Consider the following 18540-nt stretch of genomic DNA (forward strand, 5'->3'; position numbering starts at 1 on the left):
GAGACTTTACAGAAAAAAATTAAGAGAAAAGCTCACGTAAAGTAAAACTGTTCTCTTAATTTATTAGAAAGAGGGACATTTACTGAATATCCCTATATATCCTGCACATCCGGCATATAGGTGCAGGAAACAGCTGCTTTATCTCTTTTGTTTATCTCATCGCCAGCGCCTTATTCTCCGCTTCTTCCATGATTTCCCGTTCTCCCGGACCTTTGTCATTAATCCCGCAAAGATGCAGGATACCGTGAATAATCACGCGGTGCAATTCCGTTTCATAATCGCTGCCGAATTGTTCCGCATTAGTACGCACAGTATCAAGGCTGATAAAGAGGTCACCGCTGAGGCGATTGCCTTCGCAGTAATCAAACGTAATGATATCGGTGTAATAATCATGTTGCAGATACTGGCGGTTTACCTCCAGTATTTTCTCGTCGGAACAGAAAATATAGGCGATTTCACCGACTCTCTTTCCATAAGTGGCGGCAACGGCCTTAATCCATTCCGTTGTCTTGCTTTTTTTGATGGCGGGCATATCTACGCCGTCTGTCTGATAGGAAACCATGGCAATTAAAAATTAAAGATTAAAAGAAGAATATATAACTGATGATGATAGCAGCGATAATACCAGCCAAATCCGCTATCAATCCACAGGTGACAGCGTTGCGCGTCTTGGTGATGCCTACGCTGCCGAAGTAGACCGCGAGAATATAGAACGTAGTGTCCGAAGCGCCACGGGCCACACAACTCATTCGTCCTACAAAAGAGTCGGCGCCATACTCTTTCATGGTGTCAATCATCAGTCCGTTGGCACCACTGCCGCTCAATGATTTCATCAACGCGGTTGGCAAGGCACCTACAAAACTGGTGTCCACCCCAAATAGACCTACCACATAGCCGATGCCGCTTACCAGCATATCCATCGCACCCGAAGTTCTGAATACGGCAATACCAACCAGGAATGCCACCAGATACGGAATGATGCGTACAGCAGTCGTAAAGCCCTCTTTGGCGCCTTCTACAAAAGCATCATATACGTTTATCTTCTTCCACAATCCCCAGACAATAAACAACAGGATGATGCTGAACAGAATGATATTGGCAACCAGTGTAGAATACGTTCCGATTTCCTCGCGACCGAGTAGTGTAAACATATAAATAAGTCCGGCGAAGAAGAGGCTGATACAACCAATCAGGATAAGAATAGGTTTATTGATTAGATTAATGCCTTGGGCGATGCTGACGGCAATCACCCCCACAAGGGTAGAAACAGCCGATGTGATCAGTATCGGGATAAATATATCAGTGGGCTGCGTAGCGCCCATCTGTGCACGATACATCATGATGCTGATAGGAATCAGTATCAGCCCGGAAGTGTTGAGCACCAGAAACATGACCATCGGATTGGTAGCCGTGTCCTTCTTGGGATTCAACTCCTGTAGCTCCTTCATGGCCTTCAATCCCATAGGAGTGGCCGCATTGTCCAGCCCCAGCATATTGGCGGAGAGGTTCATAAAGATGGAGCCCATGGCGGGATGCCCTTTCGGTATTTCGGGGAAGAGGCGGCAGAACACAGGACTCAACCAGCGGGACAGCGCGTTTATCATGCCGCTCTGTTCGCCAATCTTCATGATGCCCAGCCAAAGGGACAGAATACCCGTCAGTCCCAGGGATATTTCAAATGCCGTTTTCGAGGAAGTAAATGTGGAGTTGACAAGCTCCGTAAAGATTTCAGTGTTGCCCATGAACAAGAGCTTGATGAGTGCCACAATGAAAGCTATTATGAAGAATGCTACCCAAATGTAATTTAAAACCATAAAGTAACGCGTTTATTTTATGGCAAAAGTAGGAATATCTTTCCATTTAGCACGCTAAATGGAAAGATTATTGCATTTATTAGGGCAATAACACTCTTTCGAATATAAATTTCTGCTTACCTTTGTCTTACAATCAAATGATCATTAACCAATAGTAACCATGTGATATGAAAAACAAATGTATGCTAATTGCAGCTTTGCTGATGCTGTCCGGAGCGATGTCTGCCAAAGTAGTGCTGCCACCTATGTTCTCCGACAATATGGTGCTGCAACAACAAGCGGATGCCCCCATTTGGGGAACAGCCAAGCCGATGAAAACGGTGAAAATTACAACTTCCTGGGATGGAAAGACGTATGAAACCTTAGCCGGTAAGGATGGCAAGTGGAAACTCTCTGTCCGTACGCCCGAAGCGGGTGGTCCTTACGAGCTTACGTTGACGGACGGACAAAAGCTGGTGTTGAAGAATGTAATGGTCGGTGAAGTCTGGATATGTTCCGGCCAGTCCAATATGGAGATGCCCCTGAAAGGTTGGGGGAAGATAATGGATTATGAGAAAGAGATAGCGGAGGCTAACCATCCTGATATCCGTTTGTTGCACGTAGAGCATGTGACGAGTACACAACCGGAATCGGATATCAAAATCCGCGATAATGGCTGGCAGGTATGTTCACCGCTTACTGTTCCCGAGTTCTCTGCCACTGCCTACTTCTTTGGCCGTGAGATTTCTGAAAAGCAGAATGTACCTGTCGGATTGATCCACACTTCCTGGGGAGGGACGAACGTTGAGTCGTGGATAAGCGGGAAGGTGCTGAAAGAAATGCCCGACTTTACTAAAGTAGTGGAAGATATTCGCCTGATGCCTGATAAATCTGCGATGAAAGCGGAGTATTTGAAGGGTCTGGAAACTTGGAACAATCGTGTGGACGAAGGTTTCGCTGCCGGCAAGCCGATACGTGCAGAAGTCTCCTTGGATGACAGCAACTGGCAGAAAATGAACTTTCCCGGCATGGTGGAAGAACAAGGCCTGGCAGGTTTTGACGGTCTGTTGTGGCTGCGCCGGACAGTTGAGATACCTTCCTCCTGGGCCGGTAAGAAGCTGCAACTGGTCTTAGGCACCATTGACGATAACGATATCACCTATTGGAATGGTAAAGAGGTAGGCCGCACCAATGGCTATTCCGTTTCGCGTAATTATACTGTCCCCGGCAAGATGGTTAAAGCCGGACAAGTAACGTTGGCCATCCGTGTTGTGGATACAGGCGGTGGCTGCGGTATGCCCGATGAGCTTTATCTCCGTTCTGCCAATGGCGAACAAATCAGCCTGGCCGGTGAATGGAAATACCAGGTGGCGGCAGACGGCCGGAAAGAGGGGATGCCTCCGGCTGATATGTCCGAAAATCCTAACCTGCCGACCTCTTTATACAACGCTATGATTCATCCGTTGGTGCCTTACGGTATTCGTGGAGCCATCTGGTATCAGGGAGAGAACAATGCTTCCCGTGCTTATCAATATCGTGAACTTTTTCCTTTGGTCATTGAAAACTGGCGTCAGGACTGGGGACAGGATTTCCCTTTCTACTTTGTGCAGTTAGCCAACTTTATGCAGCAGTCTCCCCAACCGGCTGATTCTGACTGGGCGGAACTTCGCGAAGCACAGAGCCGTACATTGTCCGTAGCCAATACAGGCATGGCGGTGATTATTGATAAAGGCGATGCCAATGACATTCACCCGAAGGACAAGCAGGCAGTCGGTCACCGGTTGGCTTTGGTTGCCCGTGCCAAGACGTATGGCGAACAGATATCGTACTCCGGTCCGATGTACCGCTCTTCTCAGGTGGATGGGGATAAGATTATCCTTTCTTTTGACCATACGGACGGCGGGCTGAAGAGTGGTGACGGAAAAGAATTGCAAGGCTTCTCCATTGCCGGACGCGACCATAAATTCCATTGGGCAAAAGCGGAGATAAAAGGTGATAAGATTGTGGTGAGTTCTCCGGAAGTGCCTTACCCTGTTGCCGTGCGCTATGCCTGGGCCAATAATCCGGTTTGTAATTTATATAATGGAGCCGGATTGCCTGCATCTCCCTTCCGAACGGATGATTGGAAAGGGGTGACGCAGAAAAATTAGCGAATTTATATAAGGATTTTGAACAAGAAGCTGAAAGGAAAGAAATAGCAATGGAGAATGGTATCATGAACAACGACCGTATGTCTGCTGAATACTTTTTACATAATAGATGCTTTCCCATAAGTTCGTAAAGAAGAAAAAACGAGTGAGTTGACTTCAGTCGTTACTTCATTCTCCCCCTTTTCAGAATATGTTTTGGAGGGGGGAAGGACAATTTCCTCTTTTTCCCAAAGGGAGGGGCGGTTTTGTATTGAAAAAAATGTAAGAAACGAAAGGGGATATAGCGTCAGGAACATTGAGTAAACAAATTAAGGAAAAGTTGTATTCTGCATTATAGAATGCCATTAAAGGGGGGGCATCCGACAAATGCGTAGTTTTATTCATTACTGTAACGGTTATGAATTAATTCACCACAGAGTAACACAGGGTATCACAGAGTTTAATCAATTTGAAATCAAAAGAATAGAACTCCGTGAGACTCTGTGTTACTCTGTGGCGAAAACTCATTACCGCACCGTTAGGAATGATGATGAGTGGATAGTGCTGCTTATTATTTACAATAAAAAGATAAAAAATGTCAATTGCAAGCTTCGTGTGACGGGAGGAATGTTTTGTTTCATATTTAAAACATATCTTTAGAACCTGGTTAGTGTGCAACAACTAAATCACTTATGATGAAAAAAACGATTCTCGCCTGTATTTATCTACTATTGGCTGTTGGGGCTATTTATGCCCAGCGAGCGGATTCTGCCTATGTTAATAATATGCGTGCTTATTATAATAAGTACTTTAATGATCCGACTAATCCTATTGTACTGACAGCTTCGGACACCCTATTGGATATGGCAATCAGGTGTAATGACACCGTAATGGCTAAAATAGCTTTGGGAGCAAAGCTGGATTATTACTATTACGGGCAAGGTGAGAACCGTACGGATAGCGTTATAGCCGGTGTAAACCGCCTGAAGCAATTTGCCAAGCGTGTGCAGAATCCTGAACTTTACTATTGGACGTGGGCCGCCAGGCTGGTGAACTATTACATCAAGCAGGGTGAATATAACATTGCCCTTGTCGAAGCCGAAAAGATGCTGCGGGAGGCTGAGAGGGACGGATTGCAGTCGAGCATTGCCGAATGTTACTATGCATTGGCTAATGTATATGGTGCTAAAGGTTTATCGAAGAAATCGCAGGAATTCATGCTTAAAGAGATTGAACTTTTTGAGAAGACTAACGTCACAAGATATAATATATCCTGCCAGTATAGTGATGCCGCAGCGATATACATTGACATGGGCGAAGCGGAAAAAGCTCCCGAACTATTGAGAAAAGCACTGAAGACGGTCAAGTATCCTTATCATGAGGTGACGGCCAAGCTGGTTTATGTTTCACTCTACCTCACTCAAGGGGATAGGGAGGCTGCTTATCAGGCGTTGGAAGAATGCCGGCAGATGTATGTGGACGAACCTTCGTTGAAACGCCATATCCACTATTTCTATGATGTAGAGATTGATTATAACCGGAGGCTGGGTAACTATAACGAGGCTCTCGGCATATTGGATGCACGGGAGGCTGAACTAAAGAAAATTAACGATTTAACGACTCTGGCGGCATTGAGGAAGACGAAAGCTGATATTCTTTGGGACATGAACCGCAAAGAAGAAGCCGCCGGTCTGTATCGTGACTTCCTGTCGGAGCAGAAGAAAGAGAAAGAAAAGAATGAAGAAATCACTACCGGTGAGTTTGCCACTATCCTGAATCTGCAACGGCTCAGTGCTGAAAAACAACAGTTGGAAAAGATTTCCCAGGAGAAGCAGCTACAGAATACCCGTATTATCCTGTTCTCCGTAGTGGGCATTCTGTGTATTGTAGTGGTCTTTCTGTTGCAACAGAGAAAATTTAATGCCAAGTTGCACAGATCGAAAGATAAGCTGGATGAAAAGAACCGCATCTTGGTTGAAGCTAAAGAAGAATTGCGCAAGGCTAAGGAACTTGCCGAACAGAGCAACTGGATGAAAACCATGTTCATTCAGAATATGTCCCACGAAATTCGTACCCCACTTAACTCTATTGTTGGATTTTCCGGGGTATTGGTCGATCTGTTCGACGACCAGCAGGATATCAAGCAATATGTTTCATTGATTGAGAGTAACAGCAAACTGCTGTTGAAGTTGGTGGGCGATATCCTTGATATCTCCGCGCTCGACAGTGATATTGAAATCAACCATTACGCTGTCGATGTCAATGCCTGCTGTCAGGCTTCGATGGATTCGGCAGGCGAATTATTTTCCAAGGATATAAAACTCATATTTAAACCTGCTTGTGATGAGCTGATAATTGATAGCAATTACAGTTACATAGTGCAGGTGCTCGACAACTTGCTGAACAATGCATCGAAGTTTACCCATGAAGGTTCCGTAACGTTGGCCTATGAGGTGAAAGAAAGAGAGAAGCAGTTGATTTTTACGGTTACGGATACTGGAATAGGCATTCCGGTTGATGAGCAGGAACATGTTTTCGAGCGTTTTATCAAGCTGAATGATTTTAGTCAAGGCACAGGTCTCGGCTTGTCTATTTGCCGTACCATTGCAAAGAAGTTGGGAGGCGACTTGGTTATTGATAAAGAATACACTCAGGGAACCCGCTTCATTTTCAGTGTGCCGATGCAAAGAATCTGAGCATCTGCTTAAACTCTCCATGGTAATGGCTGTGTCATTTTAGCGATACGGCTGATTTGTGCTACTCTTATGATTGATCAGTTATGATTGATCAGTGCTTTATGAAATCGTTTCAATATACGAATTAATTATGAGCATCTACTTAGGAAATTAAGCCATATATTTTGTGAATCTTATGGTAATGAAAGGAGTTGGAATAGCATCGTTGCGGAGAACAAGGATAAGAAAGTGTTGTTTTTTTGCGTTAAAGTGTCAACAGTTTAGCTAAAAACTGCATACATTCGTGCAATTTATATTCGGTAACTCATGAAAGATAAGCAGAAAGCAAAAGAAATCCAGCAAGAACTGGAGCAGTACATTGACCCGGTGAAGCGGGAGTATCTCCCCAATTTCTTTAAAACCGGAAAGGGGCAATACGGAGAAGGAGACAAGTTTCTCGGCGTTGTGGTTCCTAACACTCGTATGGTGGCAAAACGCCATAAGGATGCGCCTTTCGGTGTGATGGCGGAATTGCTGCAGAGTGAGTGGCACGAATGCCGCCTTTGTGCCTTGTTGATGTTGGTGGAACGCTTTAAAAAAAACGATGAAAGCGGCAAAAAAGAAATATTTGATTTCTATCTGACGCAGACTGTCCGTATCAATAACTGGGATCTTGTGGACTTGTCCGCTCCGGGCATCGTAGGCGAATATCTGACAGACAAACCTCGTGACGTCCTCTATCGCCTGGCAGATAGCAGCTTGCTTTGGGACCAGCGCATCGCGGTAGTTTCTACTTATACACTCATCAAAAACGGCGATTTCATCGATATTCTGGCTCTTTCCGAACGTTTGCTTCATCACAAGCACGACCTGATGCAGAAAGCCGTGGGCTGGATGTTGCGTGAGATGGGAAAGCGGGATAAAGACATGTTGGTGCAGTTTCTGGAAAGGTTCTGTAAGGAGATGCCCCGCACCATGTTGCGTTATGCGATAGAGAAATTCCCGGAGGAAGAACGGCGGGAATTCATGAAGCGCTGAATGTAGGCATACGCTATATGCTTGGGGTAGGTGCATACCTTATATATAGAAAATAAAATTCAGACTTTTCAGTCTTTATGGAATAGGGGTGTACCGGAAGTTGCGGATAGTTACTTCCGGTACACCTTTGTTGTTATGAATTAGATGATGCCGGGGAAGAAGTATAAGGGTAGAAGTGTTTGTGAAAAGAGTTAACTTATAGAGATAATCTCAAAATAAATTAGTTATTTTGCAGGAGACAATAGACTAAACCTATGAGACAGGCTATTCCACAAGAGGAATCAGGGAGTTGAATAGGTAAAAGTTTTTATGGATCAGCCTAATAAGTTGTATGATTAACGAATGGAACAAGAAGATTTTGATATACGTGACCAACAGCCGTTGACCAGTAGGGAACGTGATTTTGAGAACGCACTTCGTCCGTTGTCCTTTGAAGATTTCAGCGGGCAGGATAAGGTGGTGGATAATCTGCGCATCTTCGTCAAGGCAGCCCGTCTGCGTGGTGAGGCATTGGACCACGTATTGCTGCACGGACCTCCGGGATTGGGAAAAACGACTCTATCGAATATTATTGCCAATGAATTGGGAGTAGGCTTCAAGGTCACTTCCGGTCCGGTGCTTGATAAGCCGGGCGATCTGGCGGGAGTCCTTACCAGTCTGGAACCCAACGATGTACTATTCATTGACGAGATACATCGGTTGAGCCCGGTGGTGGAAGAGTACCTGTATTCGGCAATGGAAGATTACCGCATTGACATCATGATAGACAAGGGGCCGTCTGCACGGAGCATTCAGATTGATTTGAATCCGTTTACGCTGGTGGGGGCTACTACCCGTAGCGGTTTGTTGACTGCTCCTTTGCGTGCTCGTTTTGGCATTAATCTGCATTTGGAGTATTACGATGATGATGTGTTGAGTGGCATTATCCGTCGTTCGGCAGGGATATTGGATGTGCCGTGCTCTACCAGGGCGGCGTCGGAGATTGCTTCCCGCAGCCGTGGAACGCCGCGTATTGCCAATGCGTTGCTGCGCCGTGTACGGGACTTTGCACAGGTGAAAGGTTCGGGCAGTATAGATACGGAGATTGCGAATTATGCGCTTGAAGCACTGAACATAGACAAGTACGGACTCGATGAAATCGACAATAAGATACTCTGTACTATTATAGATAAATTCAAGGGCGGTCCGGTAGGGCTCACCACCATTGCTACGGCTTTGGGCGAGGATGCCGGAACCGTAGAAGAAGTGTATGAACCGTTCCTGATAAAAGAAGGTTTTTTGAAACGTACTCCTCGCGGACGCGAAGTGACTGAACTGGCTTATAAACACTTGGGACGTAGTCTCTATAACAGTCAGCGTACGCTATTCAATGAATAACTGTTAATCATTAATCATTAAATCAAGTGGCGGGATTAAAATCTTTAGCAAAGGAAACTGCTATTTATGGGGCGAGTAGTATTGTAGGGCGTTTCCTCAATTATCTGTTGGTGCCTGTTTACACGATAGCTTTGCCTGCATCGTCAGGCGGCTACGGTGTGGTTACGAATATATACGCCTGGGTGGCGCTGATGTTGGTGCTGCTGACGTGCGGCATGGAGACGGGATTTTTCCGTTTTGCCAATAATGGAAAAGATGAGCCGATGCGGGTGTATTCCACCACCTTGTTGAGTGTCGGCTTCGGTTCGCTTGTCTTTCTCGCTTTGGGATTGCTGTTCCTGGATCCTATCGCCGCATGGCTGGAATATGGCGAGCATCCCTGGTATATAGGCATGATGATGATTGTGGTGGCGATGGATGCCATTCAAAGCATTCCATTCGCTTATTTGCGTTATAAAAAGCGCCCTATCAAGTTTGCAGCGTTGAAACTGCTGTTTATCTTCCTCAATATTGCGCTCAATCTTTTCTACTACGTTGTTCTGAAAGGAAATGATGTAGGCTATGCCTTTCTGTTTAATCTGATATGTACTTCGGTGGTGATGTTGTGCATGATACCTGAGTTGAGGGGCTTTACCTATACGCTGGACAGGGAACTGCTGAAGCGGATGCTCCGTTACTCGTTGCCCCTGGTTATATTGGGAGTGGCCGGCATCCTCAATCAGGTGGCCGATAAGATTATCTTTCCTTTTGTCTATCCCGATGCGGCTGAGGCAAAAGTCCAACTTGGCATTTACGGGGCTGCCAGTAAGATAGCTATGATTATGGCGATGTTTACGCAGGCATTCCGCTTTGCCTACGAACCTTTTGTTTTCGGCAAGAGTAAAGAGAAAGATAGCCGGGAGATGTATGCGAAGGCAATGAAGTTCTTCATTATCTTTACATTGCTGGCCTTCCTGGCAGTAATGTTCTACATGGACCTCTTGCGCCATATCATTGGACGCGGCTATTGGGATGGACTGAGAGTCGTGCCTATCGTGATGGCGGCGGAAATCTTTATGGGCATTTATTTTAATCTCTCTTTCTGGTACAAACTGATTGATGAAACCCGTTGGGGAGCCTACTTCTCGCTGACAGGCTGCACCATCCTGATACTGATGAATATCTTCCTGATACCGAAATATGGTTATATAGCTTGTGCCTGGGCGGGATTCACGGGATATGGTGTCGCTATGCTGCTTTCTTACTTTGTCGGTCAGAAGAAGTACCCGATACAATACGATTTGAAAGCAATCGGGATGTACGTCCTCCTGGCGGCCGTGCTTTATGTGGCAGCCGAGTATGTGCCGATAGAGAATATCTACCTGCGTATGGCGTACCGCACCGTTCTGCTGCTGCTGTTCATCGCATACATTGTGAAGCGTGATCTGCCGCTTAACCAAATACCTGTTCTGAATCGTTTCATCCGAAAATAATTGCGCTTATGGAAACACCCGAACAAAACCGGAATGTATTTGCCATCAAGAAGTTCCTGAATGAATATCTTGATTTGCGAAAAGACAAAGACAATGAGCTGGAAACCGTAGACTCCATCCGTAAAGGAGTGGAATTTAAGGGAGCGAACCTGTGGATTCTGATATTCGCCATCTTTATGGCGTCATTGGGGCTGAATGTCAACTCCACTGCCGTTATCATCGGCGCCATGTTGATTTCCCCGCTGATGGGGCCTATCATGGGTGTGGGACTTTCTGTCGGTCTGAATGACTTTGAACTGATGAAGCGCTCATTGAAGAGCTTCCTGATAACGACCCTGTTCAGTGTGACCACGGCTACCATCTTCTTTCTGGTAAGTCCCGTGGCCGAGGGACAATCGGAGTTGCTGGCACGTACTTCACCCACGATTTATGACGTATTCATCGCGTTGATGGGTGGTCTGGCGGGTGTGGTTGCCCTTTCTACCAAAGAGAAGGGGAATGTGATTCCCGGTGTGGCCATTGCTACGGCATTGATGCCGCCGCTCTGTACGGCAGGTTACGGACTGGCAACGGGAAATCTTGTTTATTTCCTCGGTGCTTTCTATCTTTATTTCATTAATTCAGTGTTTATCAGTCTTGCCACGTTTGTGGGTGTGCGTGTGATGCACTTCCAGCGCAAAGAGTTCGTGGACAAGAAACGGGAAAAGAAAGTACGCCAATACATCATACTCATTGCGGTGCTTACGATGTGTCCGGCTGTTTATCTTACCGTAGGCATCATCCAGAGCACCTTCTACGAGAGTGCTGCCAACCGGTTTGTTTCCGAACAACTCTCTTTTGAGAATACGCAGGTGCTGGATAAGAAAATCCATTATCACGGTACTAAAGACAATGAAATACGTGTAGTATTGATAGGGCAGGAAGTGCCCGAAGCATCTATCGCCATTGCGAGGGGAAAGATGAAAGATTATAAGTTGGGTGAAACGAAGCTGACCGTCCTTCAGGGAATGAATAATGAGGCTGTGGATATTTCTTCTATCCGGGCGATGGTGATGGAAGATTTCTATAAGAACAGTGAGGAACGGTTGCTGGAACAGACAAAGAAGATTTCTGTTTTGGAACAGAGCCTTGCGAAATACAAGTCTTTTGATGAACTGGGAAAAACAATCGTTCCGGAGCTAAAAGTGCTGTATCCATCGGTGAAAACGGTTTCCATATCCCATGCGATAGAGCTGACGGTTGACTCGATACGGACGGATACCATTACGCTTGCCGTACTGAAATTCGGCAAACATCCCAGTGCGCAGGAAAAAGAAAAGATTGCCGAGTGGCTGAAAGCGCGGACAGGGGCGAAACAGTTGAGGCTGATTGCAGAATAACTTAATACTAACTATAGAATGAAGCTAAAGTATATCCTAATAACTGTTTGCTGCTTCTTCACATTGGCAGGACAGGCGGACGAAGGCATGTGGATGCTGGGAAACCTGAATAAACAGACCCGTAAGACGATGAAAGAACTCGGCTTGCAGATGTCGGCCGATAAACTGTACAGTCCGAAACGTCCGTCGCTGAAAGATGCGGTGGTCAGTTTCGGAGGCTTTTGCTCCGGTGTGGTTGTGTCCGAAGATGGTCTGGTGTTTACCAATCACCATTGCGGCTTCAGCAGCGTGCAGCAACATTCGTTGGTGGAACACGATTACCTGAAGGATGGTTTTGTGGCGCGTAGCCGTGAAGAAGAACTTCCGAATCCGGAACTTTATGTCCGTTTCCTGTTGCGTACGGAAGATGTGACGAAACGTGTGCTGGGAGCTGTCAAGCCTTCGATGAACGAGATGGAACGTTCCAGCGCGGTGGATTCTATGATGCTGGTGATAGGCGGGGAAGTTTCTCACAAGGATTCTACTTTGGTTGGCATTGTGGATGCTTACTATGGCGGAAATGAGTTCTGGCTTTCTGTTTATCGCGATTTCAACGATGTCCGGCTGGTTTTTGCACCCCCTTCTTCTATCGGCAAGTTCGGCTGGGATACGGACAACTGGGTTTGGCCCCGGCATACAGGTGATTTCTGCGTGTTCCGTATCTATGCGGACCGTAATAACCGCCCTGCCGAATACTCTCCCGGGAATGTTCCCTATCATCCGGAATATGTGGCTCCGATTTCCCTGGATGGTTATCGGGAAGGTTCTTTCTGCATGACGCTGGGTTATCCCGGCAGCACGGAGCGTTATCTCTCTTCGTTCGGGATAGAGGAAATGATGAATAACTCCAATCAGGCGCAGATAGATGTCCGTGGCGTGAAACAGGCCATCTGGAAACGCGAGATGGACCGCAATGACAGTGTGCGCATCAAGTATGCCTCCAAATACGATGAAAGCTCTAATTATTGGAAAAACAGTATCGGGATGAACCGGGCTATCCGCAAACTTGGGATATTGGAAAAGAAGCGTGAAATGGAACAGGAACTTCGCCGCTGGATAAAGCAAAACCCGGAAGAGCGTGAGAAACTGTTGCAACTGTTCACTGATCTGGAGCTGAGTTATAAGAACCGCCGTGAAGTGAACCGTGCGCAGGCTTATTTCATCGAATCCTTCCTGTATGCCCCGGAGTTGGTGCAGCTTGCCCTGAAAATCCTGAACTTTGACTTTGAGGGGGAAGAGAAGACCGTTGTTGCCGGTCTGAAGGATATCGTAGAACAGTACTCCAATCTGGACTTGGAGATTGATAAAGAGGTGTTTGTAGCGGCATTGAAGGAGTATCGTTCAAAGGTGGATACCACTTTCCTGCCTGCCATTTATCATACCATTGCGCAGGAATACAATGGGGATGAAAAGGCATACGTAGACAGCCTGTATGCTCATTCGGAGCTGACTACTCCCCGTGGCTTGAAACGTTTCCTCGAACGGGACACTACTTACCATATCTTTGATGATCCGGCCATATCTCTGGGCATAGACATGCTGACGATGCTATTTGATATGAATATGCAGATGCAGGCGCCCACTTCGGAGGTTGTTCGGGGAGAGCGTCTGTTGAATGGGGCTGTCCGGCGGATGTACGCGTCGCGCAATTTCTATCCGGACGCTAACTCTACCATGCGGTTAAGTTTCGGCACGGTGGCGGGATATACGCCTTTTGATGGTGCGGAGTATGATTATTACACGACTTCGAAAGGCGTTTTGGAGAAGGTAAAGGCAAATGTGGGAGATGTGGATTTCGAGGTTCAGCCGGAGATTCTGTCGCTGCTTTCTTCGGGAGATTTCGGAAGATATGCCGATGAAAAGGGGGAAATGAAGGTGTGCTTCATCTCGAATAATGATATCACGGGCGGAAATTCAGGCAGTGCCATGTTCAATGCGAAGGGTGAGCTGCTGGGCTTGGCATTTGACGGGAACTGGGAAGCTATGAGTAGTGATATTCTGTATGAGCCGAAGATACAACGCTGCATCGGGGTGGATGTGCGGTATATCCTGTTTATTATAGAGAAATACGGGAAAGCGGGCCATTTGGTGCAGGAACTGAAGATTGCACCGAAAAAGTGATAATATCTGAATAAAAATAGGTCCTCCCAATAGATATAGATTCTCCCAATAGATATAAGTAGTACTATCTCCATTCTCCTCCTCCAGTCGGAGGAGGGGTACCCGTAGGGGGAGGTGGTAGGTAAGCAATAAAATACCTATTAATAAGAACACTAAAGAATTCTTTTCTCACCTACCACCCCGCCCTTTGGGCACCCCTCCTCCGACTGGAGGAGGGGAATAGAGATAGTCCTTAAACGATTCCTCTTATCCTGTCATCGAATGCCGAAAGCGCTGCTTTCGCCCCTTCGCCCATTGCGATCACAATCTGTTTGTAAGGTACGGTCGATACATCTCCCGCGGCATATACGCCCGGGATATTTGTCCGGCAGCAAGCGTCAATCTTGATTTCTCCCTGCGGGGTAACCTCCAGCTCTTCCCGGAAAGAGATGCTGTTTGCCGCCAGTCCTATCTGAACAAAGATACCGTCGAGCGGGAAGTCCCGTTCTTCATCCGTCACCCGGTCTTTGACGCAGATGCCTATTACCTTATCTCCATTTCCCAGAACTTTCGTCGTTTGTGAAGACGTGAAGATTTCAACGTTTGGCAGGCTCCTGGCTTTTTCTTGCAGCACCTGATCCGCCCGCAGGCTATCTGCAAACTCAAATACGGTTACTCTCCGGCAAATACCGGCCAGGTCGATGGCTGCCTCTATACCGGAGTTTCCGCCTCCGATGACAGCTACATCCTTTCCCTGATAGAACGGTCCGTCGCAATGCGGACAGAAGGCCACACCTCTCCCGATATACTCCGTTTCTCCTTCTACGTTCAGTTTCCGCCAGCTGGCACCTGTCGCGATAATCACGCTGGGCGAAGTGAAAACTTCACCGCCTACCACCGAGACAATTTTTTCCTTACCTTGAAGCTCCGCTTTTTCTATCTTCCGGTCTTCGAACAAGTCGATAGGATAATGATTGATATGGCTTCTTAAATTATCCGCCAACTGTGCTCCTGTTGTCTGCGGAACAGAAATCAGGTTCTCGATACCTACGGTCTCTTTCACCTGTCCACCGATTTTTTCGGCAACAATAGCCACGCGCAATCCCTTGCGGGCTGAATAAATGGCTGCTGAAGCTCCTGCCGGTCCGCCACCCAATACGAGGACATCATACGTGCGTGATACGGGCTCTGCATCCGCCAACGGTTCAGAGCCGAACATATCTTCTAATTTCTGCAAGAGTTCCCCCAGCGTGCCGCGTCCGACGTGGAGCAACTTCCCGTTGGCATAGACAGACGGTACGCCTTGTATCTTCAGTGCATCCACCTCTTCCTGGAAGAGGGCCCCGTCTATCATTTCGTGCGTAACTTGCCCGTTCAGCAAGGCAATGACGTTCAGAGCCTGCACTATATCGGGGCAGTTCGTACACGTCAGCGACACATAGGTTTGAAGAGAAACAGGCCCTTTCAACGCCTGGATGCGTCGTCTTATGGCCTCGTCGGGGATGTTCTTACCCTTACCGTCTGCATTAAGCACTGCCAGAAGCAAGGAAGTGAATTCGTGTCCGTTCGGTATTCCGCGGAACTTTACACCGGTTGCTTTTCCCTCTTTCAATAGGGAAAATTCCAGTTTCGGCTGTTCGGTTTCCGTTATTTCGCAAGATAGTTTGGCGGAACACTCTGCCACATCTTTTAGCATATCTATCAGTTCCTGCGCGCTCTCGTGCCGGGGATGGCAGACAATATGAAAGGTGTACGTCGCTTCCAGACTCTGGAAGATACCGCGTATCTGTTCTTTTAATGCTAAGTCTAACATAATCTATTACTGTTTTTTTGAGAATAAAACGAGCCCCCTCCAAAGTGTGTGCAAGATACAGGATAGAGGGGGCCCGCTACTAAAAAAGGGAGATGAACTTAAATTTTACCAACCAAATCGATACTTGGTTTCAGCGTTTCGCCGCCTTTCTTCCATTTTGCGGGACATACTTCGCCGTCGTGCGTAGCTACGAATTGCGCAGCTTCCACCTTGCGGAGGAGCTCGTCGGCGTTACGTCCGATGTTGTTGTCTTGAATTTCCGCAATCTTGATCTTACCCTCCGGGTTTACGACAAACGTACCGCGGTAGGCCATACCTTCTTCTTCAATCATCACGCCGAATGCACGGGTCAGGACTCCTGTCGGGTCTGCCAACATGGGATATTTGATTTTACGGATGCTTTCGGATGCATCGTGCCATGCCTTGTGCACGAAGTGAGAGTCTGTACTTACTGAATATACCTCTACGCCCATTGCCTGGAACTGTTCGTATTTTTCGGCGATGTCCACCAGTTCGGTAGGGCATACGAAAGTAAAGTCTGCGGGATAGAAGAAGAAAATAGCCCATTTGCCTTTTACGTCTTCGTTGGTTACTGTTTTGAAACTTCCGTTCTGGAATGCCTGAACTTTGAATTCAGGAAGCTGTGAATTGATAATTGGTTCCATAATCTTTTTTGTTTTAAAAGGTTTAGTACTTTGTTTTACTGGATGCAAAGTTCATGCAAACCGAATGCAGAAGCAAGCTCGCTTGATTATGCTGAGGTGCAGCTGAATTTCGCGTTTGCAAAAATATAGCATCTTTTGCCGATAGAACAAAAAAAACGATTGAAAAGATTTATGGACCGATAGAAGAAATCTATACCATCACTTGAGTTGCCCGCAGGGACAGCATCTCGCGCGGTACGGACGCCTGGATTTCTTTTGTGAGAACCTCCAGCAAGGTAGTGCGGATGAAGTGTTCGCAGGTGATGAGAATGATTTGCCGGGTGGGAGTGGGGATGGCAAACGGGCGCACCAGTTCCTTTTGGGTGTCGTTCAGCTGGTCGATGGCAAGTTCGGGAATGAACGTCACGCCTTTCCCGCTTTCCACCATGCGCATGAAAGTCTCCATGCTGCCCAGGCGATAGGCTATCTGACTGGCTTGTGCCGCTTTCATGTGGCAGAAGCGAACCAGCTGGTCGCGGAAACAATGTCCTTCATCCAACATCCAGAGTTGCTCGTCGTTGAGGTCGGAGGTACGGATTATATTATTATTGAACAGGTCGCTTTCGCGCGCGATATATGCATAGAATTGCTCATAGAACAGGGGTGTTTGTCGGAACTCGTCTTTCTCCGGCAGGGTGGCGATGATGCCGGCATCTATATCTCCCTTCAGCAAGGCCTGCTTGATGTCTTTGGTCTTCATTTCCGTCACGCGGATATCCAGTTGGGGGTATTTCTTCATCAGTTGCGGGAAGAAACGTGGCAAGAGGTAAGGGGCGATGGTGGGCAATATGCCCAGCTTGAAGACGCCCGACAGGGAATGTTTTTCTTCTTCTATAATATCCTTTATACGGTCGGCCTGCGACAGCACCACTTGGGCTTGCTCCACGATGAGCCGTCCGACGGGGGTGGGGCAGATGGGTTGCTGGCTGCGGTCGAATATTTTGGTTTCCAGCTCGTCTTCCAGTTTCTGTATCATGGCGCTAAGGGTGGGTTGGGTTACCCGGCAATGCTCTGCCGCTTTGGCAAAATGACGGAACTGATCGACGGCAAGAATGTACTCCAATTGTTGTAAAGTCATGATAAATAAAGGGTTTGAACGGGTAATATAGATTCTGTCTATGCAAAGATAGAAATTATCTGTTTGACAAGCATTGATTTCCCCCTTATCTTTGCAACAGAAACAAAGAAAGTCGTATCTCGGCATAATCGGGCAAGTTTGCTTCTGCATCAGATAAGCACTTTCTTTACAACAAGAAATTTTTTTTAAACAGTATAAATTTTTAAAACGGTAAAATTATGAAGACTTTAGATTATATCAAATTAAACGAATCGGGAGTAGCTAACGTAGTATCTGCATTGCATCAACTTTTGGCAGATTTCCAGGTACATTACACCAATCTGCGTGGCTTCCACTGGAACATCAAGGGGCATGGTTTCTTTGTACTGCACGAAAAGTTCGAGAGCATGTATGACGACGCGGCTGAGAAGATTGACGAAATTGCAGAACGCATCCTGATGTTGGGCGGTGTGCCCGAAAACAAGTTCAGCGGATACCTGAAAGTAGCCAAGATTAAGGAAGTATCTGATATCTCTTGCGGTAGTGATGCCGTCAGCCATATCCTCGAAACATACAGTTACCTCATCGGTGAAGAAAGAAAGGTAATCAAACTGGCGGGTGAAGCCGGCGATGACGTTACCGCCGACCTGATGACCGGTTATCTGAAAGAACAAGAAAAGATGGTTTGGATGTTGACCGCTTTTAGCACAAAATCTTGCACAGGCAAATAATTATATAGGTTTAGGTGATAAATGATGGAAAAGGTGATGAAGCGGTGGAGACACTGCTTGGTCACCTTTTCTTGCATCATGTCTTCTGGCTGTTCTGATGAACCGATGCTGAATGAAACCCAATGCAACGTTACTGCATGTCTTACACTGATATAGGTTGACACCTATTTGTAGGCATCAAAGAAGAAACAATATGCCAAAACTTAGTCGTAAGCCGTATGATGAGACTTTCA

General features: G+C 46.7%; 13 protein-coding genes. 8 read left to right on the plus strand and 5 right to left on the minus strand.

Annotated elements, in window-relative coordinates:
- Positions 1 to 151: 151 nt before the first annotated feature.
- Together ybeY and BUC01_RS23700 are read right to left on the minus strand one after the other, a co-directional pair.
- Positions 152 to 562 (minus strand): rRNA maturation RNase YbeY, encoded by a 411-nt coding sequence (gene ybeY / locus BUC01_RS23695; RefSeq protein WP_025835608.1) that lies wholly within the window; start codon positions 560 to 562, stop codon positions 152 to 154.
- 19 nt (positions 563 to 581) lie between these two features.
- On the minus strand, positions 582 to 1814 hold the full coding sequence (locus BUC01_RS23700; protein WP_025835607.1) for a nucleoside recognition domain-containing protein: 1233 nt from the start codon (positions 1812 to 1814) through the stop codon (positions 582 to 584).
- 167 nt (positions 1815 to 1981) lie between these two features.
- Between BUC01_RS23700 and BUC01_RS23705 the strand changes: the two genes are divergently transcribed.
- The 7 genes from BUC01_RS23705 to BUC01_RS23740 all read left to right on the plus strand — a co-directional run bounded on the left by BUC01_RS23705 (position 1982) and on the right by BUC01_RS23740 (position 14023).
- Positions 1982 to 3943, plus strand: a complete 1962-nt coding sequence (locus tag BUC01_RS23705; protein WP_025835606.1) for a sialate O-acetylesterase — start codon at positions 1982 to 1984, stop codon at positions 3941 to 3943.
- Positions 3944 to 4614: 671 nt separating this feature from the next.
- A complete protein-coding gene (locus BUC01_RS23715; RefSeq protein WP_025835605.1) occupies positions 4615 to 6618 on the plus strand; it encodes an ATP-binding protein in 2004 nt (667 codons plus the stop codon).
- 306 nt (positions 6619 to 6924) lie between these two features.
- On the plus strand, positions 6925 to 7635 hold the full coding sequence (locus tag BUC01_RS23720; RefSeq protein ID WP_025835604.1) for a DNA alkylation repair protein: 711 nt from the start codon (positions 6925 to 6927) through the stop codon (positions 7633 to 7635).
- A 342-nt stretch (positions 7636 to 7977) separates the two neighbouring features.
- On the plus strand, positions 7978 to 9012 hold the full coding sequence (ruvB, locus tag BUC01_RS23725) for a Holliday junction branch migration DNA helicase RuvB (protein WP_073315103.1): 1035 nt from the start codon (positions 7978 to 7980) through the stop codon (positions 9010 to 9012).
- Positions 9013 to 9038: 26 nt separating this feature from the next.
- A complete protein-coding gene (locus BUC01_RS23730) occupies positions 9039 to 10484 on the plus strand; it encodes a lipopolysaccharide biosynthesis protein (RefSeq protein WP_025835603.1) in 1446 nt (481 codons plus the stop codon).
- 8 nt (positions 10485 to 10492) lie between these two features.
- Positions 10493 to 11863 carry a TIGR00341 family protein gene (locus tag BUC01_RS23735; RefSeq protein WP_025835602.1) on the plus strand — a complete coding sequence of 457 codons (1371 nt, stop codon included), beginning with the start codon at positions 10493 to 10495 and terminating at the stop codon, positions 11861 to 11863.
- Between the two features lie 18 nt (positions 11864 to 11881).
- Positions 11882 to 14023: a S46 family peptidase gene (locus tag BUC01_RS23740; RefSeq protein ID WP_073315105.1), complete on the plus strand. Its 2142-nt coding sequence runs from the start codon at positions 11882 to 11884 to the stop codon at positions 14021 to 14023.
- Between the two features lie 232 nt (positions 14024 to 14255).
- Here the strand turns inward: BUC01_RS23740 and ahpF are convergent, their stop codons facing one another.
- The 3 genes from ahpF to BUC01_RS23755 all read right to left on the minus strand — a co-directional run bounded on the left by ahpF (position 14256) and on the right by BUC01_RS23755 (position 17597).
- Positions 14256 to 15815 carry an alkyl hydroperoxide reductase subunit F gene (gene ahpF, locus BUC01_RS23745; RefSeq protein ID WP_073315107.1) on the minus strand — a complete coding sequence of 520 codons (1560 nt, stop codon included), beginning with the start codon at positions 15813 to 15815 and terminating at the stop codon, positions 14256 to 14258.
- Positions 15816 to 15913: 98 nt separating this feature from the next.
- Positions 15914 to 16480 (minus strand): alkyl hydroperoxide reductase subunit C, encoded by a 567-nt coding sequence (gene ahpC / locus BUC01_RS23750; protein WP_007211096.1) that lies wholly within the window; start codon positions 16478 to 16480, stop codon positions 15914 to 15916.
- 190 nt (positions 16481 to 16670) lie between these two features.
- Positions 16671 to 17597: a hydrogen peroxide-inducible genes activator gene (locus BUC01_RS23755; protein ID WP_073315109.1), complete on the minus strand. Its 927-nt coding sequence runs from the start codon at positions 17595 to 17597 to the stop codon at positions 16671 to 16673.
- A 218-nt stretch (positions 17598 to 17815) separates the two neighbouring features.
- Between BUC01_RS23755 and BUC01_RS23760 the strand changes: the two genes are divergently transcribed.
- On the plus strand, positions 17816 to 18307 hold the full coding sequence (locus BUC01_RS23760) for a Dps family protein (RefSeq protein ID WP_025836005.1): 492 nt from the start codon (positions 17816 to 17818) through the stop codon (positions 18305 to 18307).
- Positions 18308 to 18540: the final 233 nt, after the last annotated feature.

It is taken from the genome of Bacteroides stercorirosoris (genome assembly GCF_900142015.1).
Taxonomy (GTDB): Bacteria; Bacteroidota; Bacteroidia; order Bacteroidales; family Bacteroidaceae; genus Bacteroides; species Bacteroides stercorirosoris.

Excerpts from the sequence above, each read along its gene's own strand:
- ybeY (WP_025835608.1), bottom strand. The coding sequence starts at position 562 with ATGGTTTCCTATCAGACAGACGGCGTAGATATGCCCGCCATCAAAAAA.
- BUC01_RS23700 (WP_025835607.1), bottom strand. The coding sequence starts at position 1,814 with ATGGTTTTAAATTACATTTGGGTAGCATTCTTCATAATAGCTTTCATT.
- BUC01_RS23705 (WP_025835606.1), top strand. The coding sequence starts at position 1,982 with ATGAAAAACAAATGTATGCTAATTGCAGCTTTGCTGATGCTGTCCGGA.
- BUC01_RS23715 (WP_025835605.1), top strand. The coding sequence starts at position 4,615 with ATGATGAAAAAAACGATTCTCGCCTGTATTTATCTACTATTGGCTGTT.
- BUC01_RS23720 (WP_025835604.1), top strand. The coding sequence starts at position 6,925 with ATGAAAGATAAGCAGAAAGCAAAAGAAATCCAGCAAGAACTGGAGCAG.
- ruvB (WP_073315103.1), top strand. The coding sequence starts at position 7,978 with ATGGAACAAGAAGATTTTGATATACGTGACCAACAGCCGTTGACCAGT.
- BUC01_RS23735 (WP_025835602.1), top strand. The coding sequence starts at position 10,493 with ATGGAAACACCCGAACAAAACCGGAATGTATTTGCCATCAAGAAGTTC.
- BUC01_RS23740 (WP_073315105.1), top strand. The coding sequence starts at position 11,882 with ATGAAGCTAAAGTATATCCTAATAACTGTTTGCTGCTTCTTCACATTG.
- ahpF (WP_073315107.1), bottom strand. The coding sequence starts at position 15,815 with ATGTTAGACTTAGCATTAAAAGAACAGATACGCGGTATCTTCCAGAGT.
- ahpC (WP_007211096.1), bottom strand. The coding sequence starts at position 16,480 with ATGGAACCAATTATCAATTCACAGCTTCCTGAATTCAAAGTTCAGGCA.
- BUC01_RS23755 (WP_073315109.1), bottom strand. The coding sequence starts at position 17,597 with ATGACTTTACAACAATTGGAGTACATTCTTGCCGTCGATCAGTTCCGT.
- BUC01_RS23760 (WP_025836005.1), top strand. The coding sequence starts at position 17,816 with ATGAAGACTTTAGATTATATCAAATTAAACGAATCGGGAGTAGCTAAC.